Origin of the sequence: Pseudomonas sp. 8BK (assembly GCF_902506475.1) — a bacterium.
GTDB lineage: Bacteria > Pseudomonadota > Gammaproteobacteria > Pseudomonadales > Pseudomonadaceae > Aquipseudomonas > Aquipseudomonas anguilliseptica.
The window spans coordinates 2,307,982-2,320,676 of record NZ_LR733252.1; the positions used below are offsets into that span (position 1 = coordinate 2,307,982).

The window sequence follows — 12,695 nt, forward strand, 5'->3', positions numbered from 1 at the left end:
CGCGTTGACTAGCTTGCCTGCGCCTGACGAATCACCTCGGCCAGACGCTTGAGACCTTCACTCAGACGCTCCGGTGCGACGTGGCTGAAGTTAAGCCGCAAATGCCCTGGATTGGCGTCCGGGTCGATAAAGAACGGCTCGCCCGGCATAAAGGCGACGTTCTGCGCCAGCGCTGGCGCCAGCAACGTGCGCGTATCCAGCGGCTGCTTGAGGGTCAGCCAGAAGAACAGGCCACCCTGAGGCACCTGCCAGTCGGCCAGGTCGCTGAAATGCTCTTCCAGCACCGCTTGCATGGCATCACGACGGATGCGATAGAAGTCGCGCAGCTCGGCCAGGTGGCCACGGTATTTCTCGCTGCCCAACCACTGCAGGGCCTGCCACTGGCCAATGCGATTGGTGTGCAGGTCCGCTGACTGTTTGAGACGCAGCAGGTAAGGAAACAGATCCGGAGTGGCGATCAGGTAGCCAACTCGCAAGCCCGGCAGCAGGGTTTTCGACACAGTGCCAGTGTAGATCCAGCTGGCCTTTTGCAGGCGGCTGACAATCGGCGTGGCGCTGCCGTCATCGAATACCAGCTCGCGATAGGGTTCGTCTTCGATCAGGGTCACACCGAACTCGTCCAACAATGCCGCGACTGCATCGCGCTTGGCTTCGCTGTAACGCACCGCCGAAGGGTTCTGGAAGGTCGGGATCAGGTAGGCAAAAGCCGGCTTGTGGTTCTGCAGACGCTGACGCAGGGCATCAATCTGCGGGCCGTCAGCTTCCTGCGGCACGGCGATGCAATCAGCGCCGAACAGCTGGAAGGCCTGTAGCGCGGCCAGGTAGGTCGGCGCCTCCAGCAGCACCTCGGTGCCCGGATCGATAAACAGCTTGCTGGCCAAGTCCAGCGTCTGCTGCGAACCGCTAACGATCAGCACCTGGCTGGCATCGCACGGCACGCCCAGGGTACGGGCCTCGGCAGCTATCGCCTCACGCAACGCCGGCTCGCCTTCGCTCATGCCGTACTGGCCCATGCTCGCCGGCATCTCGGCCCACTCGACCTTCGGCAACATCGGCTCGGCCGGCAGGCCACCAGCAAACGACATCACTTCCGGACGCTGCGCCGCAGCAAGGATTTCACGGATCAGGGAGCTTTTCAGGCGGGCAACACGTTCGGAGAAGGCCATGGATATCACCAGTAGCAAAGGCAAATAAAAATAGGTCAAACTGTTTGACCGAAATTCTGTTTGCCTGAAACTACGACGATCAACCCGAATACGTCAATAGGCTTGACCTTAATGCTTGACCTCAAGAACACAACCACCCAGCAGACCGCCATGGAAGCCTTCTTCTTCGGCTACCAGGCGTTTACCGCCAAGGCTGATGAAATGCTGGCGCGCCGGGGGCTGTCACGGGTGCACCACCGCATTCTGTTTTTTATCGCCAAATACCCAGGGCTGAGCATGAAAGAGCTGCTCGGCTATCTGGGTGTAAGCAAGCAGGCGCTCAACACCCCACTGCGCCAACTACTGGAAATGAACCTGGTACAGAGCCTTGCCGCCGAAGACGACAAGCGTAAACGCCTGCTCGGCTTTACTGCCGAAGGCGCAAAGCTGGAACAGGCCCTGCGCCGTGAACAGGCCAAGCTGCTGCAGCGAGCGTTCAGCGAAGCCGGGGAAACCGCCGTCAGCGGTTGGTTGCAGGTCAACCAAACCCTGCACAACAGTGCAAGTGAAGGCTGACAGAGCGCTCCCGACAAAACTGTACTGACGCTACGATCGAGTCACCTAAAACTGTACTGCTCATTGCCAGCATTGCTGTACCGCGACGCTTTGAGCATCTGCCCCTAGGCTGAGCAGCACTGTCCTTGAGTGCTGCGCCATGACCACCGAACTGCTGCTCGCCTTTATTGCCTTTGCCTTTGTCACCTCGGTAACGCCGGGGCCGAACAACACCATGCTGCTCGCCTCCGGGGCAAATTTCGGCCTGCGCCGAACCCTGCCACACATGCTGGGTATCAGCCTGGGACTGATGCTACTGGTTCTATCGGTCGGTCTGGGGCTCGGTCAGCTGTTCGAACAGGTGCCACTGCTTTATACCGTGCTGCGCTATGTGGGCGCGGCGTATCTGCTCTACCTGGCCTGGAAGATCGCCAATGCCGGCGCACCAAACGGCCAAGCCTCAGCCAGCGGTAAACCTTTTAGTTTTCTGCAAGCTGCTGCCTTCCAGTGGGTCAATCCGAAAGCTTGGATCATGGCGATCGGCGCGATCACCACCTACACACCGCAGGAAAATTTCGTGACCAATGTGCTGCTGATTTCAGCGCTGTTTGCCTTGGTCAATTGCCCGACCATGAGTGTCTGGACTGTCGTCGGTAGCCTGTTGCGCAACTGGCTGCAGGATGCACGTCGCTTGCGCGTGTTTAATATCGGTATGGCCCTGCTGCTGGTCGCCTCGCTCTACCCCATCTTCGCCGACACCGGACTGCTCTGATGCACGACCTGCCGCAAACCCGCCTACGGCCGCTGGCTGACACCTCGACCTCGGCGGTAGTCGCCGGCTTTATCGCCATGCTCACCGGCTACACCAGCTCGCTGGTGCTGATGTTCCAGGCTGGCCAGGCCGCCGGGCTGACTAACGGACAGATTTCCTCGTGGATCTGGGCGCTGTCGATTGGCATGGCGCTCTGCTGCATCGGCCTGTCGCTGCGCTACCGCGCGCCGATCATGATCGCCTGGTCCACCCCCGGCGCAGCCCTGCTGATCACCAGCCTGCCTGGCGTGCCCTACAGCGAGGCGATTGGCGCCTATATCTTCGCCTCGGGGCTGATTGTGCTGATCGGTCTGACCGGCACCTTCGACCGCATCATGCGCCGCATCCCCGCCTCCATCGCCGCCGCGCTACTGGCCGGTGTGCTGTTCAAGATTGGCCTGGAAATCTGCGTGGCTGCCGAGCAGCAACCGGTGCTGGTGGTGGCCATGCTGCTGGCTTACCTGTTTGGTAAACGCCTGCTGCCGCGCTATGCCGTGTTGGCGGCACTGATTGTCGGCAGCGTGCTGGCTGCGCTCTTCGGCCTGCTCAACTTCGAGCATTTCGAGCTGCAACTGGCGGTACCGGAATGGACCACACCAAGTTTCTCCCTGGCGGCAGCCATCAGCATCGGCATCCCGCTGTTTATCGTCGCCATGGCCTCACAGAACCTGCCGGGCATGGCCGTGCTGCGCGCCAACGGTTATGACGTGCCAGCCAGCCCGCTGCTCACCAGCACCGGACTGACGTCCATGCTGCTGGCCCCTTTCGGCAGCCACGGCATCCATATGGCGGCCATCAGCGCAGCGATCTGCGCCGGCCCAGAAGCCCACGAAGACCCGAAAAAGCGCTACACCGCCGCCATCTGGTGCGGCGTGTTCTACGGCATCGCCGGCATCTTCGGCACAACCCTGGCGGCGCTATTTGCCGCTCTACCCAAGGCTTTGATCCTGTCCATCGCCGCATTGGCGCTATTCGCCTCGATCATCGGCGGCCTAACCCAGGCCATGAGCGAGCCGAAAGAACGCGAAGCGGCGCTGATCACCTTTTTGGTGACGGCTTCGGGCATGACCCTGTTCTCGGTCGGTTCGGCGTTCTGGGGGATTGTTGCGGGGCTGCTAACCCTGGCGATTCTTAATTGGGGGAAGCGGGACGTTTGAGTGCCACGTGGGAGGGGCTTTAGCCGCGACAACAGCGATAAAAGCTCGCCGCTAAAGCGCCTCCTGCAGACCGCAGGTCACCCACAATAAAAAACGGGCTTATGCACAACGCATAAGCCCGTTTTTGTTACAGCCGCTGAAATCAAATCAGCCGCGCTGACGCTTCGGCAGCACGTCCTTGAGCTTGGCGTGCATGCCGCGCAGGGTTTTCTCGGTGCTTTCCCAATCGATGCAGGCATCGGTGATCGACACGCCGTACTTGAGCTGGCTGAGGTCTTTGGGAATCGACTGGTTGCCCCAACCCAGGTGGCTTTCCACCATCAGGCCGACGATCGACTGGTTGCCTTCGAGAATCTGGTTGGCGACGTTGTCCATCACCAGCGGTTGCAGAGCCGGGTCCTTGTTGGAGTTGGCGTGGCTGCAATCGACCATGATGTTCGGGCGTATGCCGGCTTTGGTCAGTTCCTGCTCACAAACGGCAACACTCACCGAATCATAGTTCGGCTTGCCGTTACCACCGCGCAGTACTACGTGGCCGTAGGCGTTGCCCTTGGTGGTGACGATGGACACGCCACCTTCCTGGTTGATGCCGAGGAAACGGTGCGGGCTGGAGACCGACTGCAGGGCGTTGATCGCCACGGTCAGACCACCGTCGGTGCCGTTCTTGAAGCCCACAGCCGAAGACAGGCCCGAGGCCATCTCGCGGTGAGTCTGTGATTCGGTGGTACGCGCACCAATGGCCGACCAGCTGATCAGGTCCTGCAGGTACTGCGGGGAAATCGGATCGAGAGCTTCAGTGGCAGTCGGCAGGCCCATTTCAGCCAGGTCACGCAGCAACTGACGACCGATGTGCAGACCGTCCTGGATCTTGAACGAGTCATCCATAAACGGGTCGTTGATCAGGCCTTTCCAGCCAACGGTGGTACGCGGCTTCTCGAAATACACCCGCATGACCAGATACAGGCTGTCCGACAGTTCGGCTGCCAGCGCCTTGAGGCGCTCGGCATACTCGTGGGCGGCCTTGATATCGTGGATCGAGCACGGGCCAACCACCACGAACAGGCGGTGATCCTTGCCATCGAGAATATTGCGGATTACCTCACGACCACTGGCAACCGTGCGCAGGGCAGCTTCGGTCAGCGGAATTTCACGCTTGAGCTGTGCGGGGGTGATCAGGGTTTCGTTGGAGGCAACGTTCAGGTCATCAATCGGTAAATCAGCCATCGTGCTATTCATCAGTCAGAGTCATCAGGTCACGGGTGCCGGCCGCCAGCGATCCCCGTGTGGCGGAGCACAGCAATATGAGCACAGCGGGGAAGCCGAACCTTAGCGCGTATAGGCCTGGCTCGACAATGGGCTTGGCGGCTTAGCCACGTCACTTGGACGGTTCAACTAATTCAGGCTGGCGCGGGAAAACTCGGCAGCGTGCTGGCTGATCCACTCCTGCGCCACCGTTTCGATCGGCAAACTGCAGCCCAGCTCCTGCTCGCGCTGATGGCGATAATGTTCGATCTGACAGACCTGCTCGACCATGCGTGCGCGAAACAGCGTGTCCTCATCAACAAAGGCGATACCCACCAGGTATTTGTCTTCCTGCTTGCGGCACCAGGCCACCAGGCCCGGATAACGCGCATGCTCGCCGAACAGCGGGATACGTAACTCGATGGCTGTGCCTCGGCGAAAAGCGCGGTTGGAGTTGCAAGCCACACCGCCGAGGCTGATATTGTTGAGCCGCTCTTTGGGTACAAATGCCTGTTTGCGCAGCACTAATTCAACCGGCATATCACTGGGATGACGCAGAAAGTGACGCATCTATGACTACCTCGGATGCCATCAATTTGATACCACATTGGCCAGTATAGTGACTGAACTGGAACTGACCGATTTAGATGCAGATCGCCATCTACTCGACTTGCCTGGCACTTCACTGCTGATATTTACCAGCACAGGTTGTGCCAGTTGCCGTTGGGCGCGACGTGAGCTGCCTAATTTGCCGCTGCCGATACAGCGCCTGGCCTGGGTCGACGCGGCCAACAGCGGCGGTTTAGTGACGCGTTATGAGGTATTTCATCTACCCGCGCTGTTCGTGGTTCAGGATGGCCAATTTTATGGCGCATTGCAGAGCAGCCTGCAGCCCGCCGCACTTATTCAGGCGCTGGAGACTGCCCTGTCGCGCCCCGCAGAGGAATTACCCTGATGAATGCAACACCCCGTATCGGCATTATCGGCTCCGGCGCGATTGGCGGCTTTTATGGCCTGATGCTGGCCCGCGCCGGCTTTGATGTGCACTTTCTGCTGCGCAGCGAATTCACCGCAGTCGCCAGCCAGGGCCTGCAGGTCAACAGCGCCCTACACGGCAAGCTGCACCTGCAACCGGTGCAGGCCTACCAGTCGGTTGCCGATATGCCACCGTGCGACTGGTTGCTGATTGGCGCCAAGACCACCAGCAATATCGAACTGGCTCCGCTGATCAGCCAAGCCGCAGCGCCAGGCGCCAAGGTGGTGCTGATGCAGAACGGCCTGGCCGTGGAAGATGAACTGCGACCGCTGCTGCCGGACTCACTGCACCTGCTCGGCGGCCTCTGTTATATCTGCGCCCATCGCAGCGCGCCGGGAGTGGTCGAGCACCAGGCCCTGGGTAACGTCAACCTGGGCTATCACTCAGGACCGGCGAGCGATGCCGAGAGCCGTCAGCAGATCCTTGAGCAAGGCTGCGCGCTGTTTCAGGCAGCGGGACTGGACTCCACAGCCATGGCTGAGCTGAACCAGGCACGCTGGCAGAAGCTGGTATGGAACGTGCCCTACAATGGCCTGGCCGTGCTGCTGAACAGCGCCACCACGGCGCTGATGAGTAACGCTGACAGCCGCGCGCTGATTGAGGCGATCATGCAGGAAGTGGTGGATGCTGCCGGCGCCTGTGGCTATCAGTTACCCGCAGGCTTTGCCGGCAAGCTGCTAGCGGCCACCGACCGCATGCCGGATTATCTGCCCAGCATGTACCACGACCATGCCCTGCAGCGCCCGCTGGAACTGCACGCCATCTACGCCGCGCCATTAGCCGCTGCGGCCCAGGCCGGCTGCGCCATGCCGCGCACCGAAATGCTTTATCAGACCCTGCGTTTTCTTCAACAACGCGCGTAATAGGACACCGTCATGAGCAAGGGATTAGGCGACAAACTGGTGCTGGCGATCTCCTCGCGGGCGCTGTTCGACCTGCGCGACAGCCACCAGATTTATGAAAGCCAGGGCGTCGAGGCCTATCGCCAATACCAGATCGAGCATGAGGACGAAATCCTCCCCCCTGGCGATGCCTTTCCCCTGGTCGAGAAGCTGCTGCAGATCAATACCACCCTCAAGCAGCAGCGCGTTGAAGTGATTCTGGTCTCACGCAACAGCGCCGACACTGGCCTGCGCGCGTTCAACTCAATCCAGCACTACGGCCTGGGCATCTCCCGCGCGGCCTTTGTCGGCGGGCGCAGCCCCGATCCGTATTTGGCTGCATTTGGCTGCCACCTGTTTCTCTCCACTCACGCCGAAGATGTGCGCAGCGCGCTGCGGGCCGGCTTCGGTGCGGCGACCATCCTCTCCGGCGGCGCACGGCGAGCGGCAAGTAACGAGCTGCGCATTGCTTTCGACGGCGATGCCGTGCTGTTTTCCGATGAATCCGAGCGGGTCTATCAGCAGGCCGGCCTGGAAGCCTTTCAGAGCCATGAGCGGCAGTCGGCCCGCGAGCTGCTCGGCGGCGGTCCATTCAAACCCTTCCTCGCCGCCCTGCACCGCTTGCAACAGGAGTTTCCCGAAGAGCAGTGCCCGATTCGCACGGCACTGGTGACCGCACGCTCGGCGCCGGCCCATGAGCGAGTAATTCGCACGCTGCGCGAGTGGAATATCCGCCTGGATGAGTCGTTCTTCCTCGGTGGTCTGGAAAAATCCGCAATTCTGGAAACCTTCGGTGCCGACGTATTTTTCGACGACCAAACCGGCCACTGCGAAAAAGCCAACAAGGTCGTACCCACCGGCCATGTGCCACACGGCATCAGCAACGAACCGCAGCTCTAATCCCCCGCGCGAGGGCGCTCAACTGCCCTCGCCGCTTAGCCCCCTATCTCCCTGCGTTATAACCATTCGTCCTCAAAACTTCGGCTTTCTTTGACTTATCGATGGCGCTGCTAAGCTCAGATCAGGCCCGCCAGTCAGGCAGTCAAGGAGGCCGCATGATTCGCTCGATTCTCTATGCCACTGATCTAGGCCTGTACGCCCCCTATATCCTGCAACACGCTCTGGCGCTCACCCGTTCCTTCAATGCCAGCCTGTATGTGGTGCACGCGGTGGAGCCCATGGGCCTGTTTGCCGAGTCGGTGCTGCAAACCTATCTGGATGAAGAACGTCTAAAGGACCTGCGCGCCAACGGCCTGAGCACGGTGATGGCGAGCATCGAGCAGCGGGTGCTGGAGGGCTTTCGCGATGAGATCGGCGAAGCGCTGCATGATCTGGAGTTGATCAAGGCGGTGCGCGTGGTACAGGGCGATCCACCGCTGGTGATACTCGATGAGGCGCAGCAACTCGGCGTGGATTTGCTGGTCCTAGGTAGCCACAGCCACGGCACCGATATGGATATTCCACTGGGGCGTACCGCCTCGCGCCTGGTGCAGTTGTCTGAAGTACCGGTGTACCTGGTGCCAATGCTGCAACACCGCAGCCGCGGTGACCTTTAAACAAGCGCTGCACTTTCTAATTTTTGGTCTAGATTTAATGCTTCAATCATCATTATGGTTATATAAAACGCCGGTAACCTGAACGGCTGTCTTTTTGCTTTGAGGGATTTCTATGAAGCTTCAGCAACTGCGCTACATCTGGGAAGTCGCGCATCACGACCTCAACGTTTCTGCCACGGCACAAAGCCTCTACACCTCGCAGCCCGGCATCAGCAAACAGATCCGCCTACTCGAAGACGAACTGGGGGTTGAAGTATTCGCCCGCAGCGGTAAGCACCTGACCCGTATCACCCCGGCCGGCGAGCGCATCATCAACACCGCCGGGGAAATCCTGCGCAAGGTCGAAAGCATCAAGCAGATCGCCCAGGAATTTTCCAACGAGAAGAAAGGCACCCTGTCGATTGCCACCACCCACACCCAGGCGCGTTATGCCCTGCCGCCGGTGATCAGTGCGTTTATCAAGCAATACCCGGACGTAGCCCTGCACATGCACCAGGGCACGCCAATGCAGATCGCCGAAATGGCCGCCGATGGCACCGTCGACTTCGCCATCGCCACCGAAGGTCTGGAGCTGTTCAACGACCTGATCATGATGCCCTGCTACCGCTGGAACCGCTGCGTAGTCGTGCCTCAGGGCCACCCGCTGACCAAGCTGCCGAAGCTGACTCTGGAAGCCCTGGCCGAATACGCCATCGTTACCTACGTGTTCGGCTTTACCGGCCGCTCAAAACTCGACGAGGCTTTCAGCCACCGCGGCCTGACGCCGAAAGTGGTGTTTACCGCCGCCGACGCCGACGTGATCAAGACTTACGTACGCCTGGGTCTGGGCGTGGGCATCGTGGCCAAGATGGCGGTCGACCCCAAACTCGATCCGGATCTGGTGGTGCTGGATGCCGGCGAGCTGTTCGAAGCCAGCGTGACCAAAATCGGCTTCCGGCGCGGCACCTTCCTGCGCGGCTTTATGTGCGACTTTATCGAGAAGTTCGCCCCGCACCTGACCCGCGACATGATGGCCAAAGCCGTGCAATGCCACAGCAAGGTCGAGCTGGAAGAACTGTTCGAAGGCGTTGAATTGCCGCTGCACTGATCCAACCAGAAGCCATAAAAAAGCCCGTCCACGTGACGGGCTTTTTTATGTCCTGCCATCCATGGCGACCACCCTACGGGCCATCGCTACGCGATGTTAAAAATGACTCCCGGTCATTTTTATGCTCGGACATTCCTATTCGGTCGCCTTGAGCTCTTTGCCATGGACGAAGTTCACCCACCAGCCAAAGGCTGCGGCGGTAAAGAACATGATGATGCTGTAGATCGCCGCCGGAATGGACATGGTCGCGTTGTTCAGCAGCATCGGGCTGAGTGCCAGGGCAATCGCCAGGGTGCCGTTGTGGATGCCAATTTCCATGCCGATGGCAATCGACTGGCGCAGGCTCAGCTTGCACAGGCGCGGCACCCAGTAACCCACCGCCAGGCTGATCAAGTTGAAGGCCAGCGCCGCCCCACCCACCAGCGGCGCGTAATCGACGAAGGTCTGCCAATCCTTGACCACCGCCAGGATGATGATGATCAACAGAAACAACGCGGAGATGATCTTTACCGGCTTTTCCATACGTGCGGCAAAGCCAGGGAAGCGGCTGCGTATCCAGATACCGATGGCCACCGGGCCGAGCACGATGACAAACACCTGCACCACCTTGGTGAACTGCAACGGCAAGGCCTGATCGCCTTCCATAAAGTAGGCCAACGACAGGTTGACGATCAGCGGCATGGTCAGCACAGCAATCACCGAATTGACCGCCGTCAGGGTGATATTCAGCGCCACATCACCATGCGCCAAGTGGCTGTAGAGATTGGCCGTGGTGCCGCCAGGCGAGGCGGCCAAGAGCATCAGACCAACCGCAAGCGCCGGAGCCAGACCAAAGGCCTTGGCCAGGAAGAAACACACCAGCGGCAGCAGCAACAACTGGCAAGCCAGGCCGATCAGCACTGGTTTAGGGAATTTCACCACCCGGGCAAAATCCGCCAGGGTCAGCGACAAACCCAGGCCAAGCATGATGATGCCCAGGGCAATGGGCAGAAACAGGGTCAATAACGGATCAGCAGTCACGGCTTTTTACTCCTTGATCAAAGCGCAGGGCGATCTTGAACAGCGGCGTAGAACACTGCAGTGACTTTAGTGGCCAATCGTGTGAAAGAAATGGCGAGGTATAAAAAAAGCGCCCATATAGGCGCCTTTTTTATTGCTGAATGAAATCAGATGGCGGTAGCGCCGCCATCTACCGCCAGCGCCTGGCCGGTGGTGAAGGCCGCGTTGTCGCAGCACAGGTACAGTACGGCGGCGGCGATTTCCTCGACCTTGCCGATACGCCCGACCGGATGCATGCCGGCGACAAACTCGGCCTTCTTCGGATCAGACTCGGCGGCGCGGCGCCACATATCGGTGTCGATCACCGCCGGGCACACCGCGTTGACCCGCACCTTCTTCTTCGCATACTCGACTGCAGCCGACTTGGTCAGGCCGATCACGGCATGCTTGGACGCGGCATAGATACTCATCTTCGGCGCAGCGCCCAGGCCGGCCACCGACGCGGTGTTGACGATGGCGCCGCCACCTTGAGCCAGCAACAGTGGGATCTGGTGCTTCATGCACAGCCACACGCCTTTGACGTTGACGCCCATGATGGCGTCGAACTCGCTTTCGCTGCCCTCAGCCAACTTGCCCTTCTCGATCTCGATACCGGCGTTGTTGAAGGCATAATCCAGGCGGCCGTAGGCGCCCAGTGTGCGCTCCATCAGCACCTTGACCTCAGCATCGCGGGTCACGTCGCAGCGCACAAACAGTGCATCGCCGCCGGCCTCACGGATCAGCGCCACAGTCGCCTCGCCGCCCGCCACATCGACGTCAGACACCACCACCTGCAGGCCTTCGTTGGCGAATGCCAGTGCAGTGGCACGACCAATACCCGCTGCACCGCCGGTGACCAGGGCAACCCGGCCGGAAAAGCTCAAGCTCATCTGCGTGTCCTCGCAAGGATTAAAAACTGCATTGAGTCTAATCAGCTCCATGACTCCAAGGCAGCACTATCAAACTGCTGGTGATGACCTCATTGAAATGAGTGATTAACACCCCAGCACAGCTATCACTCGAATCGATTTACAAGCATTCGTCCCGCTGGCAAATCTTGCCCATCACGCAGCTAAGGACTATCAACAGGCTTTCCGTTCAGTGAGTACCTGCCATGACTGCCCCACTCAATCGCCAGTTCCTGCTTGCCCAACGCCCGGTCGGCCTGCCCAGCCGAGAAACCTTCAGCTACGTAGAAACCAGCGTCGGCGAACCCGCCCCAGGGCAGATTCTGGTGAGGAACGCCTACCTGTCGCTGGACCCTGCCATGCGTGGCTGGATGAACGATGCCAAGTCCTATATCCCGCCGGTCGGCATTGGCGAAGTGATGCGCGCCCTCGGCGTCGGTGAAGTGATCGCCTCGCAGCACCCGGACTTTGCCGTGGGTGACCATGTAAACGGCGCCCTCGGCGTGCAGGACTATTTCCTCGGTGAGCCCAAGGGCTTTTACAAGGTCGACCCTAAGCGTGCGCCGCTGCCGCTGTACCTCTCGGCGCTGGGCATGACCGGCATGACTGCCTACTTCGCCCTGCTCGATGTCGGCGCGCCGAAAGCCGGTGAAACCGTGGTGATTTCCGGCGCAGCCGGCGCGGTCGGTAGCGTCGCCGGGCAGATCGCCAAGCTCAAGGGCTGCCGAGTGGTCGGCATCGCCGGCGGCGCGGACAAGTGCAAGTTCCTGATTGATGAGCTGGGCTTCGACGGTGCCATCGACTACAAGAACGAAGACGTGATCGCCGGTCTCAAGCGCGAATGCCCGAAAGGCGTGGATGTGTATTTCGACAACGTCGGCGGTGACATTCTCGATGCCGTGCTCACCCGCCTGGCCTTCAAGGCGCGAGTGATCATCTGCGGCGCGATCAGCCAGTACAACAACAAACAGGCGGTCAAAGGCCCGGCCAACTACCTCAACCTGCTGGTCAACAGCGCGCGCATGGAAGGCATGGTGGTGATGACCTACGCCCCGCGCTTCGCCGAAGCGGCGCAGGAGATGGGCGGCTGGCTGGCCAGCGGCAAGCTGAAATCCAAGGAAGATATCGTCGAGGGCCTGAGCACTTTCCCGGAAACCCTGCTGAAACTGTTCAGCGGCGAGAATTTCGGCAAGCTGGTGCTGAAGGTCGAGTAACACTTGTGGGAGGGGCTTTAGCCGAGATGCGTCCTATCGCGGCTAAAGCGGAACGCCGCCCAGCC

14 protein-coding genes are annotated in these 12,695 nt (G+C 60.1%); 9 read left to right on the top strand and 5 right to left on the bottom strand.

What is annotated here, in order from left to right; translation table 11 throughout:
- Positions 1–8: 8 nt before the first annotated feature.
- Positions 9–1,166 carry a PLP-dependent aminotransferase family protein gene (locus tag ACIN8IBEIGE_RS10630; RefSeq protein WP_090387120.1) on the bottom strand — a complete coding sequence of 386 codons (1,158 nt, stop codon included), beginning with the start codon at positions 1,164–1,166 and terminating at the stop codon, positions 9–11.
- 111 nt (positions 1,167–1,277) lie between these two features.
- On the opposite strand from ACIN8IBEIGE_RS10630, the gene ACIN8IBEIGE_RS10635 reads away from it, so the two are divergent.
- From ACIN8IBEIGE_RS10635 to ACIN8IBEIGE_RS10645, 3 genes are all read left to right on the top strand, one after another.
- Entirely contained in the window at positions 1,278–1,721 is a 444-nt protein-coding gene (locus ACIN8IBEIGE_RS10635; RefSeq protein ID WP_090387122.1) for a MarR family winged helix-turn-helix transcriptional regulator, read from the top strand.
- Positions 1,722–1,860: 139 nt separating this feature from the next.
- Complete coding sequence (locus tag ACIN8IBEIGE_RS10640) at positions 1,861–2,472, top strand: LysE family translocator (protein WP_160014592.1); 612 nt, start codon at positions 1,861–1,863, stop codon at positions 2,470–2,472.
- Positions 2,472–3,668, top strand: coding sequence for a benzoate/H(+) symporter BenE family transporter (locus tag ACIN8IBEIGE_RS10645; RefSeq protein WP_160014593.1), 1,197 nt, complete (start codon positions 2,472–2,474; stop codon positions 3,666–3,668). The genes ACIN8IBEIGE_RS10640 and ACIN8IBEIGE_RS10645 overlap by 1 nt, the downstream gene beginning before the upstream one ends.
- A gap of 147 nt (positions 3,669–3,815) precedes the next feature.
- On the opposite strand, the gene ACIN8IBEIGE_RS10650 is transcribed toward ACIN8IBEIGE_RS10645, so the two are convergent.
- The gene (locus ACIN8IBEIGE_RS10650; protein WP_178124350.1) at positions 3,816–4,892 is read right to left on the bottom strand and encodes a 3-deoxy-7-phosphoheptulonate synthase; all 1,077 of its coding nucleotides are present in this window, start codon (positions 4,890–4,892) and stop codon (positions 3,816–3,818) included.
- A 168-nt stretch (positions 4,893–5,060) separates the two neighbouring features.
- Positions 5,061–5,480 carry a PilZ domain-containing protein gene (locus ACIN8IBEIGE_RS10655; protein ID WP_160014595.1) on the bottom strand — a complete coding sequence of 140 codons (420 nt, stop codon included), beginning with the start codon at positions 5,478–5,480 and terminating at the stop codon, positions 5,061–5,063.
- Positions 5,481–5,529: 49 nt separating this feature from the next.
- On the opposite strand from ACIN8IBEIGE_RS10655, the gene ACIN8IBEIGE_RS10660 reads away from it, so the two are divergent.
- The 5 genes from ACIN8IBEIGE_RS10660 (at position 5,530) to cysB (ending at position 9,470) form a co-directional block, all read left to right on the top strand.
- Positions 5,530–5,865, top strand: a complete 336-nt coding sequence (locus ACIN8IBEIGE_RS10660; protein ID WP_256665106.1) for a thioredoxin — start codon at positions 5,530–5,532, stop codon at positions 5,863–5,865.
- Positions 5,865–6,809 carry a putative 2-dehydropantoate 2-reductase gene (locus tag ACIN8IBEIGE_RS10665; protein WP_160014596.1) on the top strand — a complete coding sequence of 315 codons (945 nt, stop codon included), beginning with the start codon at positions 5,865–5,867 and terminating at the stop codon, positions 6,807–6,809. Before ACIN8IBEIGE_RS10660 ends, ACIN8IBEIGE_RS10665 begins: the two co-directional genes overlap by 1 nt.
- 12 nt (positions 6,810–6,821) lie before the next feature.
- A complete protein-coding gene (locus ACIN8IBEIGE_RS10670; RefSeq protein WP_090387138.1) occupies positions 6,822–7,727 on the top strand; it encodes a 5'-nucleotidase in 906 nt (301 codons plus the stop codon).
- A 155-nt stretch (positions 7,728–7,882) separates the two neighbouring features.
- Positions 7,883–8,383: a universal stress protein gene (locus ACIN8IBEIGE_RS10675; protein WP_160014597.1), complete on the top strand. Its 501-nt coding sequence runs from the start codon at positions 7,883–7,885 to the stop codon at positions 8,381–8,383.
- A 112-nt stretch (positions 8,384–8,495) separates the two neighbouring features.
- Positions 8,496–9,470: an HTH-type transcriptional regulator CysB gene (cysB, locus tag ACIN8IBEIGE_RS10680; RefSeq protein ID WP_160014598.1), complete on the top strand. Its 975-nt coding sequence runs from the start codon at positions 8,496–8,498 to the stop codon at positions 9,468–9,470.
- Positions 9,471–9,605: 135 nt separating this feature from the next.
- On the opposite strand, the gene ACIN8IBEIGE_RS10685 is transcribed toward cysB, so the two are convergent.
- Positions 9,606–10,490 (bottom strand): bile acid:sodium symporter family protein, encoded by an 885-nt coding sequence (locus ACIN8IBEIGE_RS10685; RefSeq protein WP_160014599.1) that lies wholly within the window; start codon positions 10,488–10,490, stop codon positions 9,606–9,608.
- 146 nt (positions 10,491–10,636) lie between these two features.
- Entirely contained in the window at positions 10,637–11,398 is a 762-nt protein-coding gene (locus ACIN8IBEIGE_RS10690) for an SDR family oxidoreductase (protein ID WP_090387146.1), read from the bottom strand.
- A 224-nt stretch (positions 11,399–11,622) separates the two neighbouring features.
- On the opposite strand from ACIN8IBEIGE_RS10690, the gene ACIN8IBEIGE_RS10695 reads away from it, so the two are divergent.
- Entirely contained in the window at positions 11,623–12,630 is a 1,008-nt protein-coding gene (locus ACIN8IBEIGE_RS10695) for an NADP-dependent oxidoreductase (protein ID WP_160014600.1), read from the top strand.
- Positions 12,631–12,695: the final 65 nt, after the last annotated feature.

Excerpts from the sequence above, each read along its gene's own strand:
- ACIN8IBEIGE_RS10630 (WP_090387120.1), bottom strand. The coding sequence starts at position 1,166 with ATGGCCTTCTCCGAACGTGTTGCCCGCCTGAAAAGCTCCCTGATCCGT.
- ACIN8IBEIGE_RS10635 (WP_090387122.1), top strand. The coding sequence starts at position 1,278 with ATGCTTGACCTCAAGAACACAACCACCCAGCAGACCGCCATGGAAGCC.
- ACIN8IBEIGE_RS10640 (WP_160014592.1), top strand. The coding sequence starts at position 1,861 with ATGACCACCGAACTGCTGCTCGCCTTTATTGCCTTTGCCTTTGTCACC.
- ACIN8IBEIGE_RS10645 (WP_160014593.1), top strand. The coding sequence starts at position 2,472 with ATGCACGACCTGCCGCAAACCCGCCTACGGCCGCTGGCTGACACCTCG.
- ACIN8IBEIGE_RS10650 (WP_178124350.1), bottom strand. The coding sequence starts at position 4,892 with ATGGCTGATTTACCGATTGATGACCTGAACGTTGCCTCCAACGAAACC.
- ACIN8IBEIGE_RS10655 (WP_160014595.1), bottom strand. The coding sequence starts at position 5,480 with ATGCGTCACTTTCTGCGTCATCCCAGTGATATGCCGGTTGAATTAGTG.
- ACIN8IBEIGE_RS10665 (WP_160014596.1), top strand. The coding sequence starts at position 5,865 with ATGAATGCAACACCCCGTATCGGCATTATCGGCTCCGGCGCGATTGGC.
- ACIN8IBEIGE_RS10670 (WP_090387138.1), top strand. The coding sequence starts at position 6,822 with ATGAGCAAGGGATTAGGCGACAAACTGGTGCTGGCGATCTCCTCGCGG.
- ACIN8IBEIGE_RS10675 (WP_160014597.1), top strand. The coding sequence starts at position 7,883 with ATGATTCGCTCGATTCTCTATGCCACTGATCTAGGCCTGTACGCCCCC.
- cysB (WP_160014598.1), top strand. The coding sequence starts at position 8,496 with ATGAAGCTTCAGCAACTGCGCTACATCTGGGAAGTCGCGCATCACGAC.
- ACIN8IBEIGE_RS10690 (WP_090387146.1), bottom strand. The coding sequence starts at position 11,398 with ATGAGCTTGAGCTTTTCCGGCCGGGTTGCCCTGGTCACCGGCGGTGCA.
- ACIN8IBEIGE_RS10695 (WP_160014600.1), top strand. The coding sequence starts at position 11,623 with ATGACTGCCCCACTCAATCGCCAGTTCCTGCTTGCCCAACGCCCGGTC.